Genomic DNA, 21651 nt, shown 5'->3' with positions numbered 1-21651 from the left:
CGGAAAATGCAAAAGCGTCAGTACGATTATCATGCCTTATAATATTTAAAACCCCCGCAAATAGGGGGATTACAAGGCATTTACGCTACATGGATGCTATCGGATTTAACTTTAACTGAAACTAAATCAGTGGCACATTATTGTCAAATAGTGGGCAGTCTGTGTAAAAAAAGCGGGGTTGGTAAAATTATTTTTAATAATATGAAAATAGATTGAAGAAGACGTTCAATTAAAATGAACATCTTCCCAGGATAAGCAGCGGTTATCTTACTCGGCGTTGCCCATGCGGACGCGGACGGATTGTTCATGTGCCGTCAGCCCTTCCGTATGGGCGATCAGGGCGCACGCCTCGCCGATCTCGTTGATGGCTCCGCGTGAAAAAGCGATAACGGAGGATTTCTTCATGAAGTTCTCGACGCCCAGCGGCGAGTAGAAACGGGCCGTGCCGCCGGTCGGCAGCGTATGGTTCGGCCCGGCGACGTAATCCCCGATCGCCTCGGGCGTATAGTGCCCCAGGAAGATGGCGCCGGCGTGCTTGATGGAGGCCAGCAGTTCAAACGGGTTGTCCGTCGCGACTTCCAGGTGCTCCGGCGCGACCTCGTTCATCAGCGCGACCGCCTCTCCCATATCACGGGCGATAATGATCGCGCCCCGCTCGACGATCGACTTGCGGGCGATCTGTTCGCGCGGCAGTTTTTGCAGCCAGGCTTCGATCTCGAGGTTCACCTGCTCGGCCAGTTCGGCCGAGGGGGTGATCAGGATAGAGCTCGCCATCTCGTCATGCTCCGCCTGTGACAGCAGGTCGATCGCGATGTGGTGCGCATTCGCGCTCGCGTCGGCCAGGACCCCGATCTCGCTGGGGCCCGCGATCATATCGATGTTGACGTCCCCGAAGACGAGCTTCTTCGCCGTAGCGACGAAGATGTTGCCCGGGCCCGTGATGACGTCCACCTTCGGGATCGTCTCCGTCCCGTAGGCCATCGCCGCGATCGCGGAGGCGCCGCCGACCTTGTAGACCTCCGTCACCCCGCAGAGGTGGCAGGCCGCCAGCAGCAGCGCATTGGGTTCATTCTCCGGCGTCGGCGTACAGACGACGATCTCCTCGACGCCCGCAACCTGGGCCGGGATGACGTTCATCAGCAGTGAACTCGGATAGGCCGCTTTGCCGCCGGGGATGTAGAGGCCCGCGCGATCGACCGGCGTCACCTTCTGCCCCAGGATCGTCCCGTTGCTTTCAGTGTCGAACCACGATTTGGGCAGCTGCTTCTCATGGTAGGACTTGATGCGGTCGTAGGCGAGGTGCAGTGCCGATTTCAGTTCGGGTTCCAGTTGGGCGTACGCCTGCGCCATCGCGTCCGCATCGATTTTGAGCTCTTCATCTTTTTCGGGCGTCCACTGGTCGAACTTCGCGATGTGGCGCTTCAGGGCCGTATTCTGCTCGCTGCGGATCTCCTTGATGATTCCGCCGACGATAGCGGTGACATGCTCGATATCCATTTTCCCGCGTTCCAGCAGGTTTGAGAAAATCGTGTCGAAGTCGGCGGCGGTCGTCGTTGTAAATACCATAATGTGTCTCTTTTCTATACTTCTTTGGCGCAATTATAGCCTGTTTGCCCACAGAAGCGAATCGACGGTTATAATAGGAACATGAAAGCGATCTTTTTCCTCTTCTGCATCTCTTTTACCATGTCAGCCGCCGACATCATCTTCACCGTCCTCGGTTCCGGCGGGCCCGAAACCGGCAGACGGGCCGCAACGGGTTATCTGCTCAGCATTGAGGGCAAATCCCGTCTGCTGATCGACAGCGGGAGCGGGGTGATGCTGCGCTTCAGCGAAAGCGGCGCATCCCTCGACACGCTCGAAGCCCTGGCCTTTACCCACCTGCATATCGACCACGCCGTCGACCTTCCCTCCTTCATCAAAGCGGGTTACTTCAGCGGCAGACGTTCCCCGCTTCCCGTCATCGGTCCCGCGGGCAATGCATCTTTTCCGTCCATCGGTCTCTACCTCCAAACGCTTTTCGGGCCACAGGGGACCTACCGGTATATGCGGGACGTTCTGACACCGCAAAGCGATTCGTTCGAACTGCTGCCCAAAGTGGCCGAACCGGTGATGCGGTTCCCCTCGTTTACGCTCCGGTCGATACCCGTCCACCACGGGATCGTTCCCGCACTGGCTTACCGGATCGACATCGGGGAAAAAAGTATCGTGATCAGCGGGGATACGAACGATGCTGATGGTACCCTCGCCGCCTTCGCCAAGGGGGCGGATCTCCTGATCATGCACCATGCCATCCCCGAAACAGGCTTTGAAGGCGCACGGGCCCTGCATATGACACCCTCGCAGATCGGGGTAATCGCGGCAAAATCGGGAACGAACACCGTTGTACTGACCCACAGGATGCAGCGGACAATCGGACGGGAGGAAGCAAGCGAGGCAGCCATCAGGCGTGCCTACGGAGGGGAGCTGATCTTCGCCGAAGACGGGATGCGTTTCATCCCCTGAAAGGCAAAAACGGCGCGGGCGGCCGCTTCGGGAAACGGGTTGGCGGCTGCCGCTGCCTTAGCGTTTGGAGCGCGGCAGCTTTTTATACGCTTGTAAAACGATATCGGTCGCCTGCAGCAAGTCCGATGACTTCACGGCGCCGGGAATGGGCTCGAACATTGCCTCCCCGTTACTCGTCAGAAACCAGAGCGCAGGCGTCCCGGGGCTCCAGAGTTCGCGGGGGACGGCATCGCCGTCGTCTGTGTAGGCGATGACATTGACGAACTTCCCGTTGAGCCGGGCGATCACCTCGGCGTTTTGAAACGTCGTCGCCTCCAGGTGGCGGCACCATTTGCAGCTGTGGCGGGAGAAAACAAAGAAGAGCGGTCTGTCCAGCGTCTTCGCTTTCATGAGGCCGGCTTCAAGATCCTTTTCCCACCGGATCCCCTGCCCGGCATTCAGTACGGCCGCCAGCATCAGGAGGAAAAGGAACTTTTTCATTTTTTGATCACCTTCTTGATGATCTCTTTCGCGATCTTCTCGGGCGACTTGCCTTCAACATCGATAACGATATCCGCCGCTTTCATATAGTGTTTCTCCCGTTCGTCGTAGAGGGCACGAGCCCGGGCTTCATCCTGGAAAAGCGGACGCTTTTTGAGCTTCTTCTCCGCATTGGGGTGGGCAAGGATACGCCGGTGGATCGTATCGAAGTCCGCGTGCAGCAGCACGACGGTGCCGATCTTTTTGAGGTTCTTGACCTTGAAAAAACCGCCGCCCGTGGAGATGAGCGTGTGCCGTACATCCTCTTCAAGCCACTCGGCGACCCGCTGTTCGATGGCGCGGAAGTGCGCTTCGCCCTCCTCTTCGAAGATCTTCTTGATCTTCCGGTTCTCCATGCTTTCGATCACATCGTCCGTATCCAGGGCCACCATGGGGTGCTGTTTGACGATCTCGCGGGCGATACTGCCCTTGCCGACGCCCATGAACCCGATCAAAATAATATTCTTTGCCATCTTCGTTCCTTCCGGTTATCCTAGCTAACCGCTGATATATCTCTCATAAAAACCGCCAGCCAGAGGGCGTCATCCGAGGTCGAAAGCACCCGGTGGCGGCAGTGGGCCGGCAGATGCAGCGTATCACCGCGCTTCAGCGTGACCCGCCGGGCCCCGATCTCGAGCTCCGCCGTCCCTTCGAGCAGCGCGACCCACTCGTCCTCATCCTGATCGTACCACGCCGTCCGCGCGCGGTTCGAGGCGATCCGCTCGATCCGGACGTCGCCGTGGCGCAGCAGGGGTTCCAGCGTCTCTTCTCCCTCCGCCGGAGGGGAATACTCAAACAGATTCTTCATCCAGCAGCAGGCGCACCGTCGTTTTCAGCAACGCCCCGACGGCGATATCGAAACGCGCTTCGAGCACCTTTGCACCCTGCGGGAGGCGGTCAACCTCTGACACGCCCTCCCCGTCGGCGAAAAGCGCACCCGTCGTTTCGAACAGTGCCCTGTCGATCGCGCTGAGCGGGTGCCCCAGCAGCGGGTCGGTTTCCGCAGCCCCCAGGCTCTTTTCATTGACAAGGTTGACGAGGGCTTCGGGGACAATGAGATAACGCCCCGCTTCCGCACACTTCAGCTGTACCGTCCCCGCTTCAGCCGCGGCACGCCCCCGGCGGACGATGCTCTGCAGCGTCACCGTCGCCGGCATCCCCGTCAGTGCCGCCAACGCGGCCTCCCAGCGCCGGGCCGTGGCGTCCAGTTCGCTGCGCAGCGCCCCGACCTCCGGTTGCGGTTTCCCGGCAGGCTTGGGCTGCCGATCGCTATTCGGTGCCGTCCCGAAGAGCTCCATCAGCGCATCGATCTCCGCCTGGTTCAGTACACCTCCTGCCATCAGAATTGCTCCATCAGGCGCTTGAAAAGCCCGGCGATGCCGCTTTCGCTCGCCTGGACCGTGACGCTGCGGTCGATGTCGGCCATGATATTCTGCGCGATCGCCTGCAGTTCCCGGGTCGGCCGCGCGGTAGGGAACTCCCGTACAAAGCTCGAGCGGCGCTTGACGGCGTAGGCGACCTTGTCATCCCGGGTCATCTCCCCCAGCAGCTCAAGGCGGAGATCCGGACCGATATGCGTTTTGGCGACGCTGCTGATCTTTCCGAAGATGTTTTGGGCCTCTTTGGCGCTGTGGACCTGGTTGAGGATCATCTTGATATCCTTGCGGCGGCGCGCCGTCACCTTGATCGTGGCATAGGCGTCCGTAATGGCCGCGGGATCGGGCACCGTTACGACGATCACGTCATCGGCCGACTGCAGGAACAGCTGCGTATGCTCACCTATTCCCGCCCCGGTATCGATCAGCATGATGTCGATGTCGTCCAGTACCCCCGCATCGCCGATAAGCCGTTCGAACATCCCCGCGTCACAATAACGGAAGATCTCCTCGCCGCTCTCGCCGGGGATCAGCAGCAGGTTCTTTTGCACGGGGATAACGACATCGCCAAGCGACGCCTCCCCCTTGAGTACGTGCAGGATATTGCTTCCGGCCGTCACGTTGAACATTACGTCCAGATTCGCCAGGCCGATGTCGGCGTCGAACACCGCAACCTTCAGACCGCTGATGGAGAGCAGCTGCGCCAGGTTGGAGGTGATCGTACTTTTACCGACCCCGCCCTTGCCGCTGGTCACGGCGATAAAACGGGTGCGCTTTGCCCGCCGGCTCATCGTTTCCTCCCCGGCAGCAATGAAAGCGGGATCACAACGCTGTCGCGCTCCCGCCAATGCGGATGGGGAACGCTCAGGTCCGGATAGTCCAGCGTTCTGCGGTCATAAAAGAGGATATCGAGGTCCAGAGTACGGGGGGCATTGGCGAAGGTGCGCACCCGCCGGAACCGGCGTTCGATGCGCAGCAGGTGGCGCATCAATGCGCGCGGCGGCAGCGTTGTTTCGACGAGCAGGACCCCATTGATAAAATCGGGTTGGTCCGCATAGCCGAACGGGGGGTTCTGCAGCAGCGGCGAGGCGGAAAGCACATTGATCAAGGGGTCACGGCGAAGGTAGACGAGCAGCTGTTCGAAGCGTCTGACGACGTCCCCCAGGTTGCCGCCGATCCCGATGACCGCCCGGTGCGGCAGCCCGCGCACGGGGAAAAGGCCGGGGAACTGACCTGTGCGGATCAGGGCCAGGCCGGAGGGGAGCCGCCGCTCGATCATTGGCTCAGGCCTGCTGCGCCGCCTGCTGCGCCGCCTGTGCCACACGGATTTCATTGAAGATCTGCAGCATACCGACCATGGCGAGATGGTAACCAAACGGTCCGAAACCGACGATGGAGGAGGTGCATACCGGGGCGATCATGTTCTTCTGTCTGAACTCTTCGCGGCGTGCGATATTGCTGATATGGACTTCGATCGTCGGCAGGCTGACGGCCGTGATCGCATCGCGGATCGCGACGGAAGTATGAGTGTAGGCCGCGGCATTGAGGATGATGCCGTCTGCGTCGCCGTAACACTCCTGAATGCGGTCAACGATCTCGCCCTCGAGGTTGCTCTGGAAAAACTCGACTTCCACACCGTTCTGCTCTGCGAACTCTTTCATCTGCTGGTGGATCTGTTCAAGCTTCATCGGCCCGTAAATCTGCTGTTCACGGACGCCGAGCATGTTGAGGTTCGGTCCCTGAATGACTGCAATTTTCATTAATCTTCCTTATCTCGTTTTAAAATCGAGTGGGTATTATACGCTTGACTATATTAAAGCGTTCTTCTAAGGGCAGCCGATGACAATTCTCATTCCCTCCGCGATCCTGACACCCACCGGTATCATGACCGAACACGCCGTCGCCTTCGAAGAGACCATCGTCGCCGTCGCGTCCGCCGAAGCGCTCAAAGCGCGTTTCCCCGATGCCGATGTCCTTGAAGCCGAGACGCCGACCCTCCTGATGCCCGGCCTGGTCAATCCCCACGTCCACCTGGAGTTCAGCGCCAATAAAACGACCCTGAAATACGGTAACTTTCTCACCTGGCTCTACAGCGTCATCGAGGAGCGCGAGGAGCTCATCAACGCCTGCGGACGGGAGTGCCTTGACCGCACGATCGCCATGATGCTCGACAACGGCATCACGGCCTTCGGCGCCATCAGTTCCCACGGGATGGACCTTGAAGCCGCCGCCGCCGCCCCCCAGAAAGTCGTCTTCTTCAACGAAGTGATCGGCTCGCAGGCCGCGATGGCCGATGCGCTCTACACGGACTTCCTGCAGCGTCTCGACAACGCCAAGGCCGTCGACCGCCCCGGTTTCTATCCCGCCGTCGCCATCCACTCCCCCTACTCCGTCCACCCCGCCCTCATCAAACGCGCCCTGAAGGTCGCGCGGGACGAGAAGCTGGTCACAACGGCCCACTACCTTGAAAGCCCGGCCGAACGGGAGTGGCTTGACCGCAACGAGGGGGAGTTCAAGCCTTTCTTCCACGAATTGCTCAAACAGGAGTACGCTGTCAACGACGCCGTGGGCTTCCTCGAACTGTTTGAAGAGACCCCGACCCTGATGACCCATGTCGTCCAGGCCCAGCCCAAAGAGCTCGAAGCCCTCTCCCGTGCGGGCCATACCATTATTCACTGTCCCGTCTCCAACCGGCTTCTAGGCAACGGCGCCATCGACCTTGATGCCCTCGAAGCCCATGAGCTTCCCTGGCTGACGGGAACCGACGGGCTCAGTTCGAACTACGCCATCGACCTCTTCGAGGAGATGAAAATCGCGCTCTTCATGCATTCGGAAACCCCGCTGCTTCCCCTGGCCCGCCGCCTGCTCAACAGTGTCACTGTGGACGCGGCGAAGGCGCTGCGCCTCAACTGCGGCGAAATCGCCGAAGGCAAGGCCGCCGACATGCTCTGGCTGGAGCTCGACCATACCCCCAGCGACGATACGCCGCTGCACCTGCTGCTGCAGCGCTACCCGCTTCGCCAGATCTTCATCGACGGAATCCCACGCAAAGGCTGACCATGCACTTCCTCAAAACGCTGTTCGCCCCCATCGGCGCTGTGATCGACTATATTCAGAACCACTTCAAAGCGCTGCTGCTCCTGCTGCTGCTCTTCATCATCTTCGTCCCGATGCCCGACGACGGGTTTGAAAGCGTCAACCTCCAGCGCATCGAATTGAACGGCCCTATTATCGATACCACCGAGGTTGTCCGCTCCCTGGAAGAGGCCCGGACCAACCCGCAGATCAAAGGGGTCCTGCTCGTTGCCGACTCCCCCGGCGGTGCCGTCGCCCCTTCCGTCGAAGTGGCCTACGCGGTCAAGCGGCTGCAGGAGTCCAAACCCGTTATCGTCTATGCCAAGGGAATGCTCGCCAGCGGCAGCTACTATGCCGCCATCTGGGCCGACGAGATCGTTGCCAACCCGGGTGCCATGGTCGGCTCCATCGGCGTCATTATGCAGGGCGCAAACCTGGAGGGGCTGATGGAGAAGCTCGGCATCCGCACCCAGGTCGTCAAAGCGGGCAAGTACAAGCAGGCCGGTACGCCGGACCGCCAATGGACGCCCTATGAACGGGCCGAAATCGACAAAGTCATCCGGGACACCTATGCGATGTTCGTACACGACGTCGCCGATGCCCGCGGCCTTGACCCCGCCAAAAGCACCGAGTTCGCCGACGCCCACATCTTTACGGCACGCCAGGCCCAGGCCGTCGGCCTCATCGACAGTGTTGGCGTCGAATACGATGCACAGCGGCTGCTGGAACAGCGCAGCGGCGTCACCGCACCGGTCTGGAACGAAGCGAGTGAACTGGAGCGTTTTTTCCGCGCCCTTGAAGCGGAGGGAAGCAGCATGATGCAACTTTATTTCCCACATATGGTTCTCAAATAAAGAGCACGCTATAATGTGAAAAACTGCTGGACGGTAGACCGTCCTCCGCACTATAAAAGAAAGAGTTAATACATGATCAAACGACCGAAACCTATCGATGAAGAAGTACTTTTCGACGGCAGAAGCCTGATCTCCGAGACGGACCTCAAAGGGGTCATCACCTTTGTCAACCGCAAGTTCGTAGAGATGACGGGCTACTCCAAAGAGGAAGCCCTGGGGCAGCCCCATAGCATTCTGCGCCATCCCGATATGCCCAAAGCGGCCTTTGAGGGGATGTGGAAACTGATCAAAGAGGGAAAGACCTGGGAAGGGTATGTCAAAAACCTCCGCAAAGACGGAAAGTACTACTGGGTCGTCGTCACGATCGTGCCGAAAAAAGATGAAAACGGTAACATCATCGGTTATATCGCTTCGCGTAAAATGCCCGACCGCGACAAGCTCAAAACCGTCATCAAACAGTATCAGGACCTTATCGCCAAAGAGAAGTGATCGCGGCTTCACTCACTAACGTTATGAAGCAGGCCGGAACATGAACCCCCCTCTTTCCCCTGTTTCAGGGGCATTTTAAGGATAACACCAAGTTTGCTCTGCTAGAGTGGAGGCAGGTAAGTGTTTTGCCTTGGATTTAACCCCGTTGCGGATCACGACGATTCGCATGTTCAAGTTTCGTTCAAAGGAGGGAGAGGCATCCATGCTTCTCCCCTCTTTCTTTCCCCGTTTCCGTCGCTTCCGACAAACCCCATACACAACCTAAGTCCCCACGTGGTAAAATAGCACCCATTTCAATTTGCGAGCGTGCATGAAGATCATCATAGCCATCAGCGGTGCAAGCGGAGCCTCCCTGGGCCTTAAAACCCTCCGGGCCCTTCCGGACCATATCCAGAAGCACCTCATCGTCTCCGAAAACGCCAAAACGGTGTTCCGCCACGAGCAGGATGTCACGCTGCACGACGAGGGTGACATCGCCGCGCCGCTGGCTTCCGGCTCCTTCGGTGCGGACGCGATGCTGATCATCCCCTGCAGTATGAATACGCTGGCCAAAGTGGCCGCCGGCATTGCGGACAACCTGACCACGCGGGCGGCTTCGGTGATGATCAAAGAGCACAAGACCCTGCTGCTCGCGCCGCGGGAGATGCCCTTCTCGGCCATTGCCCTGGAAAACATGCACAAACTGGCCACACTGGGTGTCTTTATCGCCCCGCCTGTCCTGGCCTACTACTCGCAACAGGAGAGCCTTGAGGCCATGGAGAACTTCATGATCGGCAAATGGTTCGACCTGATCGGTATCGAGAACGATCTTTACAAACGCTGGGGGAGCGATGATTAAAACTGCACTCTATCCGGGGACCTTCGACCCCATTACCAACGGCCACTACGACATCATTGCGCGGGCGCTCAAGCTCTTCGACCGTGTCATCGTCGCCGTCGCCGAGTCGCACAGTAAAAAGCCGATGTTCACCCTCGACGAGCGTGTCAGTATGGCCAACGCCGCCGTCGGAGGCCTGCAGAACGTCGAGGTGATCGGCTTTGACAACCTCACCATCGACCTGGCCAAAGAGTACGGCGCCGACATCCTGATCCGCGGCCTGCGCGCCGTCAGCGATTTCGAATACGAATTGCAGCTGGGCTACCTGAACCATTCGCTCGACGCGAATGTCGAAACGGTCTACCTGATGCCGAGCCTGCGAAACGCCTTCGTCAGCTCTTCCATCGTGCGCAATCTGCTCACCTTCAACGGCAAGACGGAGCACCTGCTGCCCGCGGAGGTCGAAGCCATTATCCGGGGAATGGACTCATGTACCTTGTCCTAGAGGGGATCGACACCGCCGGGAAGTCCACCCAGATGGAAGCCCTGCGGGCACTTTTCCCCGAGGCCTGTTTTACCAAGGAGCCCGGCGGCACGCCTGCGGGGGAGCGTATCAGAGCACTGATCCTGGAAACGGGGGTCCGTTCCGACCGCGCGGAGATGCTGCTCTTCCTCGCCGACCGCAGCGAGCATATCGAGGAGGTCATCCTCCCGCACCGCTCCGACCTGATCATCTCGGACCGTTCCGTTATTTCGGGCATGGCCTATGCTATGGTCAAACAGGCTTTCGAGCCTGACGAACTGCTGCGCCTCAACCGTTTTGCCACGGGAGGGGTGCTGCCCGATTTCGCCGTGATCCTGAAGCTGGAGGAGACGGAGCTGATGCGCCGTCTCGCCGGCAAAGCCCACGACGCCATCGAATCCCGGGGCACCGAGTATCTGCTGGCCATTCAGGATGAACTCGAACGGGCCGCCCGGCTGCTGGGCATTCCGACCCTCGTCATTGACGCAGCCCTGGACGTCGATACGATCACCGAACAGATCAAAGAAATTATCACTACCAAAGGAGAGTCATGATTCGTTCCCTGCGTGGTATGAATGACATTTTGCCGCCGGACAATGCGCGGTTTGAGTACTTTTTACAGACGGCCACGGCCATCGCACGGCGTTACGGCTTCACCTACGTCGAAACGCCGCTGCTCGAGGAGACGGCGCTGTTCAAACGCTCCGTCGGCGAGTCCAGCGATATCGTCGGCAAGGAGATGTACCAGTTCATCGACAAAGGCGAGAACGACGTCTGCCTCCGCCCCGAAGGGACCGCCGGCGTCGTGCGCGCCTTTGTCCAGAATAAGCTCGACCGTGCCGGGGGGATCCAGCGCTACTTCTACCACGGGCCGATGTTCCGTTACGAACGCCCGCAGAAGGGACGCCTGCGCGAGTTCCACCAGTTCGGGTGCGAAAGCTTCGGCGTCGATTCCGTTTACGAGGACGTGACGATCATTACGATGATCGCCGACATCCTCACGGCGCTGGGGATCGCTTTCCGCCTCAAGATCAACTCCCTCGGCGACCAGCACTGCATGCCCCAGTACCGCGAGATGCTCGTCGGTTTCCTCGACAAGCACGAAGAGCATATCTGCGAAGATTGTGCGCGCCGCAAGGCGACCAACCCCATCCGCGTCCTCGACTGTAAAAACGAGCAGTGCCAGATCCTCTACAAGGATGCACCGAAACTGATGGACAACCTCTGCGAAGCGTGCGACAGCGACTTTGCGACACTCAAACAGCTGCTGGATGAGGGCGGGATCGCCTACGAGGTCGACACCCACCTCGTGCGCGGGCTGGACTACTACTCCAAAACCGCCTTCGAGTTCGTCAGCGACGAGATCGGCGCGCAGAGCGCCGTCGCCGGCGGGGGGCGCTACGACCGCCTTGTCGAGTTCCTCGACGGCCGCGCCACCCCGGCCGTCGGTTTCGCCATCGGGATCGAACGGCTGCTGGAGCTGATCAAAATGCCCGAAGCCGTGCGCGACGGCTACTACATGGGGGCGATGGATGCCGAGTCCCTGCCCCAGATCATGCAGCTTGCGCGCGACAAACGCGCCGGTGACACCGTCGTCGTCGAATATGCACCCAAGAGCCTCAAAGCCCACCTCAAAGGGGCCGACCGCATCAACGCCCGCTACTGCGTCGTGATCGGCGAGAACGAACGCAACGAAGGCAAGGTCTGGATCAAAGACCTCGAGACCAAAACCGAATCGGTTATTCCGGCCGATCAACTTTAACTTCAGGAAGCAGACACATGCAACAGCCCTACGGACTCGATATCTGGGGTGACCAAAACTTCATCATTCGCGACGGGAAAGCCCACATCAACTACAAAAGCTCTCCCGCGCTCATCGATATTACCGCGCAGATCCGTTCGGAGGGGATTACCGGTCCCGTCATTCTCCGGTTCCCCCACCTCATCGCCAAGCAGATCGACGCGCTGTACGGCCACTTTACCCGTGCCATCGAAGAGAACCGCTACCAGGGGCGCTTCAAGGCCGTCTACCCGCTGAAGGTCAACCAGTATCCCGAGGTGGTCAAATCGATCGTGGAAGCGGGGCGGGAACACGATTACGGCCTCGAGGCCGGTTCCAAGGCGGAACTGATCCTCGCCATGGCCAATACGCCGACGGGCTCGCCGATTACCGTCAACGGCTTCAAAGACGTCGAGATGATCACCATGGGCTTCCTCGCGGCGCAGATGGGGCACAATATCACCCTGACCATCGAGGGGATCGGCGAACTCGAGTCGATCATCGAAGTCGCCGAGAACACCTCTTTCCGTGTCCCCAATATCGGTATCCGGATCCGCCTGCACAGCGGCGGCAGCGGCATCTGGGCCAAAAGCGGCGGGATGCAGGCCAAGTTCGGCCTCACCTCCACGGAGCTGCTCGAAGCCTTCGACCTGCTCAAACGCCACAACCTGCTGGACCGTTTCACGATGCTGCACTTCCATATCGGGTCGCAGATGGATGAGATCGCCCCGCTCAAACGCGCCCTGCGCGAGGCGGGGAACATCTATGCCGAGCTCAAACGGATGGGGGCGGATGCCCTGCGCGCCATCAACATCGGCGGCGGCCTCTCCGTCGAGTATGCCCAGCACCCGGCGCAGCGGGTCCGGAACTACAGCCTCAAAGAGTTCGCCAACGACGTTGTCTTCCTGCTCGGCGGCATTATGCGCGCCAAGGGGGTCGAACACCCGAACATCGTCACCGAGTCGGGCCGGTTCATCACCGCGTCGCACGCCGTCCTCGTCACGCCGGTCCTGGAGCTCTTCTCCCACGACTACCAGGAGCGCTCCCTCAAGCTCAAAGAGGTCAACCCGCCGCTGATCGAGGAGCTGCTCGAACTTCACAACATGCTCACCTCCGGCAACAGTATCGAGTACCTCCACGATGCGCTCGACCACCTCGAATCCCTGCTCAAACTGTTCGAGCTGGGCTATATCGACCTCCAGGACCGCTCGAACGCGGAAACCCTCGTGCACCTGATTATCAAACGGGCCCTCTACCTCAAGCAGAGCAACCAGCTGCCCGAGATCGAACGGCTGCAAGAAAGGCTGCAGGAGCGCTACCTGGTCAACAGCTCTTTCTTCCAGAGCATGCCGGACTACTGGGGGCTGAAACAGCACTTCCCCGTCATGCCGCTGGACCGGCTTGAACAGCCGGCCATCCGCGCCGCGTCGCTGTGGGACATCACCTGCGACAGCGACGGGGAGATCGGCTTCGATCCCAAGGCGCCGCTCTACCTGCACGACGTCGACCTGGATGTCGAGGAGTATTTCCTCGGCTTCTTCAACGTCGGCGCCTACCAGGAGACCCTCGGCATGCACCACAACCTCTTCAGCCACCCCAGCGAGGCGACGGTACTGATCGACGATGACGGCTACCGCTTCACCAACCTCGACGAGGCCGAAGATATCCTGGAGATCCTCGACAACCTCGAGTACGACCCGGCCGTCGTATTAAAACAACTTGAAACGCGTATTGCCGAATCCGAATTTATGACAAAGGAAGAAAACCGTGATACACTTTCCACACTTAAACACTTTCTGGCGCAAAACGGCTACTTGCGCACCACAAAATAAGGGGGTTCGTATTGGGACTGTTTGCTGAGATCAGAGAAGATTTTTCGAACGTCTACCGCAACGACCCCGCGATCAGCAGCCGCTTCGAGCTCTTTTTCAACTATCCGGGCATCTGGGCCGTCACCTGGTACCGCATCGCCAACCGGTTGTACCGAAAGGGGCTCCGCCGTACCGCCCGTTTCATTATGGCCATCAACCAGATCTTAACCAATATCGATATCCACCCGGGTGCGACGATCGGCCGCCGCTTCTTCATCGACCACGGTATCGGCGTCGTCATCGGGGAGACCTGCATTATCGAAGATGACGTCCTCGTCTACCAGGGCGTGACGCTGGGCGGGGTCAGCCTCACCCCGGGCAAACGCCACCCGACGATCAAAAGAAACGCCGTTATCGGCGCCGGGGCAAAGGTGCTCGGCGATATCGTCATCGGCGAAAATGCCAAAATCGGTTCGAACTCCGTTGTCGTCAAACCGGTTCCCGACAACTCCACCGCCGTCGGTATCCCGGCGCGTATCATCGAGAAGGGGCGCGATAAAGATCCCCTCAGCCACAACAAGCTCCCCGACATCGACAAGGAGCTTTTCGAGTACCTGCTCAAACGTGTCGCCGTCCTCGAGCATATCCTGATGCAGGATAACGCCGAAATCCTTGAACAGGACCTCGAGCTTGAGCATATCTACGACTCCTTCCTCAAAGCGATGAAATGAACGTCGCGAAGCTCCTCTTCGCCGTAACCCTTCTCGCCGTTTCGATCCTCGCTTTTATCCCGACGTACGAACCGCTGCCGACGGTCGTCTCCGTCAGTGACGTCCTAAACCACTTCGCCGCTTTTTTCACGCTCTACTTGCTCCACCTCTTTGCCTTCCCTCTGTTTTCCTGGCGACTGCGCAGTGCGCTGCTGCTGGGCTACGGCATCCTGATCGAAGCCGTGCAGGCCTTTCTGCCCAACCGGCACGCATCCTTGTCCGATATCGCCGTCGACGCCGCCGCCGTGGCCGCCGCCCTGTGCCTGCACCTCCTCGTCTACCGTCTCAGGGCCCGCCGCGCTTAAATTTCGCTCCGGTCCACCATTTTGGCACTGCCCTTATGCTTATAGTGGTATAATTTCAGGATTTAACCCTAGGGATTTTTCCCGCCTAAAGGCCTAGAATGCAACTGACCGATAGAGTAAACGTTCTCTCCGAATCGATCACGATCGCCGTCACCGCGCTCGCGCAGGAATTGCGCGCACAGGGCAAAGACGTGCTGAGTTTCTCCGCCGGCGAACCGGATTTCGGTACGCCCCGCGTCATCAAAGATGCCGCCATCGCCGCCATCGAAAGCGACAAGACCCGCTATACGGCCGTTGACGGTATCCCGGAACTGAAAAAGGCGGTCATCGAGAAACTGAAACGCGACAACGGACTGCATTACGAGATGAACCAGGTCATCGTCAACAACGGTGCCAAGCATTCGCTCTTCAACCTCTTCTCGGCCACGATCCAGGAAGGCGACGAGGTCATCATTCCCGCACCGTACTGGGTCACCTACCCGGAGCTGGTCAAATACTGCGGCGGGACCCCCGTCGAGATCATGACCGACGACGCCAGCGGCTTCAAGATCACCCCGCAGCAGCTCCAGGAAGCCATCACGCCGAAGACGAAGATGCTGATTCTCACGACGCCGTCCAACCCGACGGGCGCCGTCTACTCAAAAGCGGAGCTTGAAGGGCTGGCAGACGTCCTCAAGGGTACCGACATCATCGTCGCCAGCGACGAGATGTATGAAAAGCTCATCTACAAAGGGGAGTTCACCTCCGCGGCGGCGATCAGCGACGATATGTTCCAGCGTACCGTCACCATCAACGGGCTGAGTAAATCCGTGGCGATGACTGGATGGCGTTTCGGCTATATGGCCTCTGCGGATGCGGAGATGATCAAGGCGACGAAGAAACTGCAGAGCCAGAGCACGTCCAACATCAACTCCATCACCCAGTACGCCGCCCTCAAGGGGCTTGACGGCTCCGCGGACGAAGAGATCGAGATGATGCGCCAGGCTTTTATGGCGCGCCGGGACGAAGCGGTCGAACGCTTTAACGCCGTCGACGGCCTCTCCGTCCTCTCCCCCGACGGTGCCTTCTACCTCTTCGTCAACATCAAAGCGGTCACGGAAGACTCCCTCACCTTCTGCAAGCGCCTGCTCGAAGAAAAAGAGGTCGCCGTCGTCCCGGGACTCGGTTTCGGCATGGACGGCTACTTCCGCTTCAGCTTTGCGACCGATATCGAGAACATCCGCGAAGGGATCGCACGTATCGCGGACTTCGTCAAGACCTACTGATCTTCTTACACAGACGGCAGGACATGCCGTCTCGTACTACTCCCACATAACGACACTTCAAAACAGCGATTGAAAAAAAGAGAAAAGCGTACCTCTGCAGCACCGTGCAGAAGCTGACGGCACCCTAGGCTTTCAGCAGGCGCGCGAGTTTGCCCTGGAGTTTCAGCCAGAGCTTGTGTTCCATCAGCGGGAAGCCGCCGTAAACACCGGCTTTGTCGACGTTCTTCGTCACACCGCCGCGCGCGGCGATCGTCGTAAACGGGGCGATGGAGAGGTGGCCGGCGGTCGCACTCTGACCGCCCATAACGACGTTGCGTCCGAGGCTGGAGGAGCCTGCAAGCCCCACCTGCGAGACCAGCACGCTGTATTCGCCTATCATGCAGTTATGCCCTACCTGCACAAGGTTGTCGATACGCACGCCTTTTTTTACAACCGTACTCTTGAAGACGGCACGGTCAATCGTCGTGTTGGAGCCGATCTCGACATCATCTTCTATCACGACATTGCCGTTCTGGTAGATCTTGACGTGTTCGCCCAGCTTCGTCGTCGCGAAACCGAAACCGTCGCTGCCGACAACCGTTCCCGCGTGAATGATGCAGTCGCTGCCGATCACACAGTCACGGTAGACGGTTACGTTGGGGTAGAGGACCGTGTTGTCGCCGATCGTGACGTTGTTGCCGATAAAAACACCGGGCATGATATGGCAGTTCTGACCGATCCGGCTTCCTTTGGCGACAAAGGCGCCCTCTTCGATCACCGTCCCTGCACCGACAACACGCTCCGGCACATCCTGCTCGAGGCGGGGCGGCGCAAAGAAAGCGGACGCTTTCGCCAGGGCGATATAGGGTTCGTCGACGATCAGAGGGATACACTGTTCAGGGAGATTTTGCGCCATGGCCTCCGTGACTAGGACCGCGGCGGCATTGGTATCTGAGAGCTGTGAAGCGTATTTGGGGTTTTCGAGGAAACTGACCTCCTGTCCGCCCGCATCCTGCAGTGCATTGAGGCCCGTAATCTCACGATCCTCTCCGTCAAAGGTGATCGCGAGCTTCCGGCAGATATCACTCAACTTCATGTGTTTTCGCCCTCCGTTTTGTACCGACCCCCTCTTTCGCAAGCTTGGAAAGACGGCTTTGCAGCCTGCTCCAGAGGCGGTGTTCCATCAGCGGGTAGCCGCTAAAGACCTTCCCGCTCTCCTTGATAGACTTCGTGACCCCCGAACGTGCCGTAAAGGTCGTAAACGGCGCGATCTCCAGGTGATCCGAGAAGGCCGTCTGCCCGCTGACGACGCAGTTTCGTCCCAGGTGCGTCGACCCGCCGACGCCGACCTGCGCAACGAAGATACAGTGCTCTCCGATATCGCAGTTGTGGCCGATATGCACGTTGTTATCGATCTTCGCACCACGGCGGATGACAGTAGCGTTGAAGAGTGCCCGGTCAATGGAACAGTTCGCACCGATCTCTACGTCATCTTCAATGACAACGTTGCCGTTCTGGTAGATCTTGACGTGTTCGCCCTGGGCCGTGTGGGCGTAACCGAAACCGTCCGCACCTATTGTCGTCCCGCCGTGGATTCGGCAGCGCGATCCGATCCGGCAGTCGCGGTAGAGTGTCACATTGGGGAAGATGACCGTATCGTCGCCGATCACGACGCCCGAACCGACATAGGCGCCGGCCATCACTGTGACACCGTTGCCGATGACGGCACCCTTCTCGATATTGGCACGCGGGTCGACAAAGCTGGTTTCCCCGATAAGCGGTTCGGGGGCATCGTGATCGATCAGCGGCGGGGCAAAAAGGGCAGTCGCCTTCGCCATGCTGAGGGAGACATCATCGCACACGAGGGCAATGCAGTGCTCGGGAACGGCATCGAGGGCGTCGGCTCTGACCAGCACGGCCGCGGCCTTGGTCGTTTCCAGGGAGGTGAGGTAACGGTTGTCCGAGAGGTAGGAGAGTTCGTCCGGCGACGCATCTGCGAGGGTATTCATTGCACGGATTTCACGCGCTTCGCCCGGCAGCGGGATACCAAGCGTTTCCGCGATAAGGGAGAGTCGCACCTAGCGCTCCAGGGCCACTGTCCCGCTGCGGACGATCTCTTTGGGGTTGAAACGTTTGACGGCCTCAAGGTAGTGTGACACGCGCTTGGGCTCGTCGGCGACCATCGCGATGATCATGTCGTTGCCGACATTGACGATCTTGCCGTTATAGGCTTTGCTCAGCGTTTCGATATCGGAGAGGTTCTCCGAGATCGGGAACTTGACCATCGCCATCTCTTTCTCGACGAGATCGGCATGTTCGTAGACGCGCAGGACCGGGATGAGCTTGTGCAGCTGTTTCGTGATCTGTTCGATCACCCGGACGGAGCCGGAGGTTGCGATGGTGAGGCGTGAATATTTGGACTCCGGGATCGGGGCGACGGTCAACGACTCGATGTTATAGCCGCGGGCCGAAAAGAGGTCCGTGATCCGCGAGAGCGCGCTCGCCTCGTTCTGTAAGATGACCGATACAACTCTTCTTTCGTTCTGCATCATTTATCCTTGTATTCCAACATCATATTGAACAGCGAACCGCCGGCCGGGACCATCGGCAGAACGTTCTCGAAACGCGAGACGTTGACGTTGATCATCGCAACGACGTTCTTCTCGACCGCATCTTTAAGCGCGGCGTCGAACTCCTCTTTCGTCTCGACGTTATAGCCGACCCCGCCGAAGCTCTCGACGAGCCCGACCCAGTTGGGTTGCATGGAGAGGTCCGTCTCCGAGTAGCGTTTGTCGTAAAAGAGCGTCTGCCACTGGCGGACCATGCCGAGGAAGTGGTTGTTCAGGATGACGTTGATGACCGGCAGTTTGTACTCGACCGACGTCATCAGCTCCTGGACGTTCATCAGGATCGAACCGTCACCGGTGACGTTGATGCTGACGCGATCCATATCGCCGCGCTTGACCCCCATCGCCGCCGGGAACCCGAAGCCCATCGTGCCCAGACCGCCGGAACTGATGAACTGGCGCGGACGCGAGAAGGGGTAGAATTGGGCCGTCCACATCTGGTGCTGGCCGACGTCGGTGCTGATGTTCGCTTTTTCGCCCAGCAGCTGTCCGATGCGTTCGATGACCCACTGCGGTTTGATCGTGCCCGCTTCCTCTTCGTACCCCAGCGGGTGCAGTTTGTTGAAGTGGTCGATCGTCTCCAGCCACGGTGCGAAACGCTCCGGATCGATTTTGCCTTTGGCCAGGGTCGTCATCGCTTCGACAACATACTTGACGTCGCCGACGATCGGGTACTCCGCATTGACCAGCTTGGAGATGCTCGCCGGGTCGATATCGACATGGATAACGTCGGCGTTTTTCGCGAACTCGCTCAGTTTCCCGGTAACGCGGTCATCGAAGCGGGCGCCAAGGCCGATAATCAGGTCGGTCTCGCTCATCGCCATGTTTGCGGCGTAGGAGCCGTGCATCCCCAGCATGGAGATCACCAGCGGGTTCTCCGCGCCCATCGTACCGCGGGCCATGAAGGTTTCGACCGCCGGGATCCCCGTCAGTTTCGCGAACGCGCGGACCTCGTCTGCCGCGTTGGCGTTGATGACACCGCCGCCGAGGTAGAGCAGCGGCCGCTTCGCCGCGGCGATCGCCTCGATCGCCTTTTTGATCTGGCGGGCGTTGCCCTTGGTCGTCGGCTTGTAGGTCTCCATCTCCACCGGGCGGCTGTAGTCAAACTCGGCGATCTGGGCGGTAACATCCTTGGGGATGTCGACGTGGACCGGTCCGGGACGCCCGGTCGCGGCGAGGTAGAACGCCTCTTTCAGGACGCGCGGCAGATCCGCCGCATCGGTGACAAGGTAGTTGTGCTTCGTACACGAACGGCTGATACCGACGGAGTCGATCTCCTGGAACGCGTCCGTCCCGATCAGGGACATCGGGACCTGCCCGCTGATAACGACGAGGGGGATGGAGTCCATATACGCATCGGCGATACCCGTCACGGCGTTGGTAAAGCCCGGTCCGGAGGTGACCATCGCCACGCCGACCTTGCCGGTGACCTTCGCATACCCCTCTGCCGCGTGCACGGCCGCCTGCTCGTGCCGGGTCAGAATGTGTTGAAAATCGTCTTGTTTGTATATCTCGTCATAGACGTTCATAATGGCACCGCCGGGGTAGCCGAATACGGTATCGACCCCTTCGTGTTTCAGTGCCTCAATGACCATCTGTGCGCCACTCATCTGCATGGCATTCTCCTCGTAAAAACGTCTCGTAGATAGCACAGTGTTCTATCGGTGCCGAGACTCTATCTAAATAATGGGTATCTCCAGCTTTCTTCACGGCCTCAGCACTCCAGCGAAAGGCATAATCAAGGCGACGCTTTGATGACCTGGCTTGAGCCAAGTCAAAAAGCGGCAACGCAGAGTATGTTTTTCGCTGGAGTGCCCTCCGGGAGGGGTTTTGACGTACGATCTTTCCTCCGTTCCCTTCTTGACTTGGCTCAAGCCAGGCCTTCGCAGGAAACAAAGAAAATCTCATACGTCAAAACCGCTCTGAGAAACGCGAAGAAGGCTGGAAATACCCATAAATAAAAATGGGGTAATTATAGTCGATTAATCGTTAAACAGGGGTAAGTTTTTCGCTTCGGTGCAGCGAATGAGGCTTTTAGCTTCCCCCCTCTTCGCAAAAGGCGATTGCCACCCCTTCGCGTACCCCGTCGTCGATCACGACCGAGGTATCGTACCCCAGCACCTCGTAGAACATCTCGACGATGACGACCCCGGCGACGATCAGAGTCTCCCGCCCCACTCCGACGTAGATGCTGCGCATCTTTTCATCGAGCATCAGCAGCTCGCGGAGCGCCTGTTCACACTCCGTTTTCTCCAGTGCGAACCCGTTGATGCGTCCGGGGGTGTAGCTGTCATAGGTCATCCCCTGCAAAAAAGCCGCAATCGTCGTGGGCGTACCGGCCGTCGTGACAAAGGTCTGCGGCCGTCCCTGGGCCGCAATGTAGGCATCGACGAAAAGCCGCACCGGCTGCAGCATCCTGTCCGTCAGTCTGCGCACCTCTTCAGGCGTGTCGCACCGCTGCGCAATCGTGACGATCCCGATGGAAAAACTCTGCGATACCCGTTCGCCCTCCTGGTAGAAGATCACCTCGGTCGAACCGCCGCCGATATCGATCATACAGAGCGAATCCGACTGCAGCCCGAGCTGTCCCAGGCGGGCACGGACGGCGGTCAGGGTATAAAACGCTTCACGGTCCGCATCGATGATCTCGAAGCCGACGCCCGTCGCTTCCGCGATCTGCGCCAATACCGCTTCGCTGTTCGCGGCCATCCGCATCGCCGCCGTCGTTACGGCGCGGTAAGGGGTATGTTTCAAGTCAAACAGTTCGTCCGCCGCTTTCAAAGCGTCGATAACCCGCGTGACCGCACCTTCGTCGATGCGGCCCGTCTCATGCATCCGGTCGGCGGTCTTGACGATCCGTTCGCATTCGCGGCCGAAGGCACCCGCCGCGCAGTCATACTCGATGGCGCGGCAGGTATTCGACCCCAGGTCGATCGCGACGACTTTCGCCATACGG

General features: G+C 59.2%; 25 protein-coding genes. 12 read left to right on the top strand and 13 right to left on the bottom strand.

Annotated elements, in window-relative coordinates:
• Window positions 1-267 precede the first annotated feature (267 nt).
• Window positions 268-1566 carry a histidinol dehydrogenase gene (gene hisD / locus ACXWTF_RS05420; RefSeq protein WP_461713987.1) on the bottom strand — a complete coding sequence of 433 codons (1299 nt, stop codon included), beginning with the start codon at window positions 1564-1566 and terminating at the stop codon, window positions 268-270.
• Between the two features lie 81 nt (window positions 1567-1647).
• On the opposite strand from hisD, the gene ACXWTF_RS05415 reads away from it, so the two are divergent.
• The gene (locus ACXWTF_RS05415; protein ID WP_461713986.1) at window positions 1648-2505 is read left to right on the top strand and encodes an MBL fold metallo-hydrolase; all 858 of its coding nucleotides are present in this window, start codon (window positions 1648-1650) and stop codon (window positions 2503-2505) included.
• A 57-nt stretch (window positions 2506-2562) separates the two neighbouring features.
• On the opposite strand, the gene ACXWTF_RS05410 is transcribed toward ACXWTF_RS05415, so the two are convergent.
• Genes ACXWTF_RS05410 through aroQ form a run of 7 tightly spaced genes read right to left on the bottom strand, consistent with a single transcriptional unit; the run spans window position 2563 to window position 6160 of the window.
• A complete protein-coding gene (locus ACXWTF_RS05410) occupies window positions 2563-2985 on the bottom strand; it encodes a thioredoxin family protein (RefSeq protein WP_461713985.1) in 423 nt (140 codons plus the stop codon).
• On the bottom strand, window positions 2982-3497 hold the full coding sequence (locus ACXWTF_RS05405; RefSeq protein ID WP_461713984.1) for a shikimate kinase: 516 nt from the start codon (window positions 3495-3497) through the stop codon (window positions 2982-2984). Before ACXWTF_RS05405 ends, ACXWTF_RS05410 begins: the two co-directional genes overlap by 4 nt.
• A 20-nt stretch (window positions 3498-3517) precedes the next feature.
• Window positions 3518-3832 (bottom strand): cupin domain-containing protein, encoded by a 315-nt coding sequence (locus ACXWTF_RS05400; protein WP_461713983.1) that lies wholly within the window; start codon window positions 3830-3832, stop codon window positions 3518-3520.
• A complete protein-coding gene (locus tag ACXWTF_RS05395) occupies window positions 3816-4364 on the bottom strand; it encodes a hypothetical protein (RefSeq protein WP_461713982.1) in 549 nt (182 codons plus the stop codon). The genes ACXWTF_RS05400 and ACXWTF_RS05395 overlap by 17 nt, the downstream gene beginning before the upstream one ends.
• Window positions 4364-5191, bottom strand: coding sequence for a P-loop NTPase (locus ACXWTF_RS05390; protein ID WP_461713981.1), 828 nt, complete (start codon window positions 5189-5191; stop codon window positions 4364-4366). The genes ACXWTF_RS05395 and ACXWTF_RS05390 overlap by 1 nt, the downstream gene beginning before the upstream one ends.
• Window positions 5188-5679 (bottom strand): 2-amino-4-hydroxy-6-hydroxymethyldihydropteridine diphosphokinase, encoded by a 492-nt coding sequence (gene folK, locus ACXWTF_RS05385; protein ID WP_461713980.1) that lies wholly within the window; start codon window positions 5677-5679, stop codon window positions 5188-5190. Before folK ends, ACXWTF_RS05390 begins: the two co-directional genes overlap by 4 nt.
• Window positions 5680-5683: 4 nt before the next feature.
• Window positions 5684-6160, bottom strand: a complete 477-nt coding sequence (aroQ, locus tag ACXWTF_RS05380) for a type II 3-dehydroquinate dehydratase (protein ID WP_461713979.1) — start codon at window positions 6158-6160, stop codon at window positions 5684-5686.
• A 79-nt stretch (window positions 6161-6239) separates the two neighbouring features.
• Here aroQ and mqnF point away from each other — a divergent pair, with 79 nt between their 5' ends.
• The 11 genes from mqnF to ACXWTF_RS05325 all read left to right on the top strand — a co-directional run bounded on the left by mqnF (window position 6240) and on the right by ACXWTF_RS05325 (window position 16089).
• Window positions 6240-7457, top strand: a complete 1218-nt coding sequence (gene mqnF / locus ACXWTF_RS05375; RefSeq protein ID WP_461713978.1) for an aminofutalosine deaminase family hydrolase — start codon at window positions 6240-6242, stop codon at window positions 7455-7457.
• A gap of 2 nt (window positions 7458-7459) precedes the next feature.
• Window positions 7460-8329 carry a signal peptide peptidase SppA gene (gene sppA / locus ACXWTF_RS05370; protein ID WP_461713977.1) on the top strand — a complete coding sequence of 290 codons (870 nt, stop codon included), beginning with the start codon at window positions 7460-7462 and terminating at the stop codon, window positions 8327-8329.
• Between the two features lie 72 nt (window positions 8330-8401).
• Entirely contained in the window at window positions 8402-8818 is a 417-nt protein-coding gene (locus tag ACXWTF_RS05365; RefSeq protein WP_461713976.1) for a PAS domain-containing protein, read from the top strand.
• A gap of 310 nt (window positions 8819-9128) precedes the next feature.
• On the top strand, window positions 9129-9656 hold the full coding sequence (locus tag ACXWTF_RS05360; RefSeq protein ID WP_461713975.1) for a UbiX family flavin prenyltransferase: 528 nt from the start codon (window positions 9129-9131) through the stop codon (window positions 9654-9656).
• Window positions 9649-10140: a pantetheine-phosphate adenylyltransferase gene (gene coaD / locus ACXWTF_RS05355; protein ID WP_461713974.1), complete on the top strand. Its 492-nt coding sequence runs from the start codon at window positions 9649-9651 to the stop codon at window positions 10138-10140. The genes ACXWTF_RS05360 and coaD overlap by 8 nt, the downstream gene beginning before the upstream one ends.
• Window positions 10125-10712 (top strand): dTMP kinase, encoded by a 588-nt coding sequence (gene tmk / locus ACXWTF_RS05350; protein WP_461713973.1) that lies wholly within the window; start codon window positions 10125-10127, stop codon window positions 10710-10712. Before coaD ends, tmk begins: the two co-directional genes overlap by 16 nt.
• Window positions 10709-11920 carry a histidine--tRNA ligase gene (hisS, locus tag ACXWTF_RS05345; protein WP_461713972.1) on the top strand — a complete coding sequence of 404 codons (1212 nt, stop codon included), beginning with the start codon at window positions 10709-10711 and terminating at the stop codon, window positions 11918-11920. The genes tmk and hisS overlap by 4 nt, the downstream gene beginning before the upstream one ends.
• Window positions 11921-11937: 17 nt before the next feature.
• Window positions 11938-13770: a biosynthetic arginine decarboxylase gene (gene speA / locus ACXWTF_RS05340; RefSeq protein ID WP_461713971.1), complete on the top strand. Its 1833-nt coding sequence runs from the start codon at window positions 11938-11940 to the stop codon at window positions 13768-13770.
• Between the two features lie 11 nt (window positions 13771-13781).
• Window positions 13782-14480: a serine O-acetyltransferase gene (cysE, locus tag ACXWTF_RS05335; RefSeq protein WP_461713970.1), complete on the top strand. Its 699-nt coding sequence runs from the start codon at window positions 13782-13784 to the stop codon at window positions 14478-14480.
• Window positions 14477-14824: a VanZ family protein gene (locus ACXWTF_RS05330; RefSeq protein WP_461713969.1), complete on the top strand. Its 348-nt coding sequence runs from the start codon at window positions 14477-14479 to the stop codon at window positions 14822-14824. Before cysE ends, ACXWTF_RS05330 begins: the two co-directional genes overlap by 4 nt.
• Before the next feature lie 98 nt (window positions 14825-14922).
• Window positions 14923-16089: a pyridoxal phosphate-dependent aminotransferase gene (locus ACXWTF_RS05325; RefSeq protein WP_461713968.1), complete on the top strand. Its 1167-nt coding sequence runs from the start codon at window positions 14923-14925 to the stop codon at window positions 16087-16089.
• A 124-nt stretch (window positions 16090-16213) separates the two neighbouring features.
• Here ACXWTF_RS05325 and lpxD (ACXWTF_RS05320) read toward each other — a convergent pair whose 3' ends face one another.
• The 5 genes from lpxD (ACXWTF_RS05320) to ACXWTF_RS05300 form a co-directional block, all read right to left on the bottom strand.
• Window positions 16214-17164 (bottom strand): UDP-3-O-(3-hydroxymyristoyl)glucosamine N-acyltransferase, encoded by a 951-nt coding sequence (lpxD, locus tag ACXWTF_RS05320; RefSeq protein WP_461713967.1) that lies wholly within the window; start codon window positions 17162-17164, stop codon window positions 16214-16216.
• A complete protein-coding gene (gene lpxD, locus ACXWTF_RS05315; RefSeq protein WP_461713966.1) occupies window positions 17151-18146 on the bottom strand; it encodes a UDP-3-O-(3-hydroxymyristoyl)glucosamine N-acyltransferase in 996 nt (331 codons plus the stop codon). The genes lpxD (ACXWTF_RS05320) and lpxD (ACXWTF_RS05315) overlap by 14 nt, the downstream gene beginning before the upstream one ends.
• Window positions 18147-18620, bottom strand: a complete 474-nt coding sequence (gene ilvN / locus ACXWTF_RS05310) for an acetolactate synthase small subunit (RefSeq protein ID WP_461713965.1) — start codon at window positions 18618-18620, stop codon at window positions 18147-18149.
• On the bottom strand, window positions 18617-20311 hold the full coding sequence (locus ACXWTF_RS05305; protein ID WP_461713964.1) for an acetolactate synthase large subunit: 1695 nt from the start codon (window positions 20309-20311) through the stop codon (window positions 18617-18619). The genes ilvN and ACXWTF_RS05305 overlap by 4 nt, the downstream gene beginning before the upstream one ends.
• Before the next feature lie 418 nt (window positions 20312-20729).
• On the bottom strand, window positions 20730-21647 hold the full coding sequence (locus ACXWTF_RS05300; protein ID WP_461713963.1) for a Ppx/GppA phosphatase family protein: 918 nt from the start codon (window positions 21645-21647) through the stop codon (window positions 20730-20732).
• Window positions 21648-21651 lie beyond the last annotated feature (4 nt).

The sequence above is a fragment of the Thiomicrolovo sp. ZZH C-3 genome (genome assembly GCF_054862725.1).
Note: the sequence above shows the minus strand (reverse complement) of the source record. Positions and strands in the feature narration are given on the sequence as shown.

Bases quoted from the DNA above. Each gene is read 5' to 3' on its own strand.
- hisD (WP_461713987.1), bottom strand. From the start codon at position 1,566: ATGGTATTTACAACGACGACCGCCGCCGACTTCGACACGATTTTCTCA.
- ACXWTF_RS05415 (WP_461713986.1), top strand. From the start codon at position 1,648: ATGAAAGCGATCTTTTTCCTCTTCTGCATCTCTTTTACCATGTCAGCC.
- ACXWTF_RS05410 (WP_461713985.1), bottom strand. From the start codon at position 2,985: ATGAAAAAGTTCCTTTTCCTCCTGATGCTGGCGGCCGTACTGAATGCC.
- ACXWTF_RS05405 (WP_461713984.1), bottom strand. From the start codon at position 3,497: ATGGCAAAGAATATTATTTTGATCGGGTTCATGGGCGTCGGCAAGGGC.
- ACXWTF_RS05400 (WP_461713983.1), bottom strand. From the start codon at position 3,832: ATGAAGAATCTGTTTGAGTATTCCCCTCCGGCGGAGGGAGAAGAGACG.
- ACXWTF_RS05395 (WP_461713982.1), bottom strand. From the start codon at position 4,364: ATGGCAGGAGGTGTACTGAACCAGGCGGAGATCGATGCGCTGATGGAG.
- ACXWTF_RS05390 (WP_461713981.1), bottom strand. From the start codon at position 5,191: ATGAGCCGGCGGGCAAAGCGCACCCGTTTTATCGCCGTGACCAGCGGC.
- folK (WP_461713980.1), bottom strand. From the start codon at position 5,679: ATGATCGAGCGGCGGCTCCCCTCCGGCCTGGCCCTGATCCGCACAGGT.
- aroQ (WP_461713979.1), bottom strand. From the start codon at position 6,160: ATGAAAATTGCAGTCATTCAGGGACCGAACCTCAACATGCTCGGCGTC.
- mqnF (WP_461713978.1), top strand. From the start codon at position 6,240: ATGACAATTCTCATTCCCTCCGCGATCCTGACACCCACCGGTATCATG.
- sppA (WP_461713977.1), top strand. From the start codon at position 7,460: ATGCACTTCCTCAAAACGCTGTTCGCCCCCATCGGCGCTGTGATCGAC.
- ACXWTF_RS05365 (WP_461713976.1), top strand. From the start codon at position 8,402: ATGATCAAACGACCGAAACCTATCGATGAAGAAGTACTTTTCGACGGC.
- ACXWTF_RS05360 (WP_461713975.1), top strand. From the start codon at position 9,129: ATGAAGATCATCATAGCCATCAGCGGTGCAAGCGGAGCCTCCCTGGGC.
- coaD (WP_461713974.1), top strand. From the start codon at position 9,649: ATGATTAAAACTGCACTCTATCCGGGGACCTTCGACCCCATTACCAAC.
- tmk (WP_461713973.1), top strand. From the start codon at position 10,125: ATGTACCTTGTCCTAGAGGGGATCGACACCGCCGGGAAGTCCACCCAG.
- hisS (WP_461713972.1), top strand. From the start codon at position 10,709: ATGATTCGTTCCCTGCGTGGTATGAATGACATTTTGCCGCCGGACAAT.
- speA (WP_461713971.1), top strand. From the start codon at position 11,938: ATGCAACAGCCCTACGGACTCGATATCTGGGGTGACCAAAACTTCATC.
- ACXWTF_RS05330 (WP_461713969.1), top strand. From the start codon at position 14,477: ATGAACGTCGCGAAGCTCCTCTTCGCCGTAACCCTTCTCGCCGTTTCG.
- ACXWTF_RS05325 (WP_461713968.1), top strand. From the start codon at position 14,923: ATGCAACTGACCGATAGAGTAAACGTTCTCTCCGAATCGATCACGATC.
- lpxD (WP_461713967.1), bottom strand. From the start codon at position 17,164: ATGAAGTTGAGTGATATCTGCCGGAAGCTCGCGATCACCTTTGACGGA.
- ilvN (WP_461713965.1), bottom strand. From the start codon at position 18,620: ATGATGCAGAACGAAAGAAGAGTTGTATCGGTCATCTTACAGAACGAG.
- ACXWTF_RS05305 (WP_461713964.1), bottom strand. From the start codon at position 20,311: ATGCAGATGAGTGGCGCACAGATGGTCATTGAGGCACTGAAACACGAA.
- ACXWTF_RS05300 (WP_461713963.1), bottom strand. From the start codon at position 21,647: ATGGCGAAAGTCGTCGCGATCGACCTGGGGTCGAATACCTGCCGCGCC.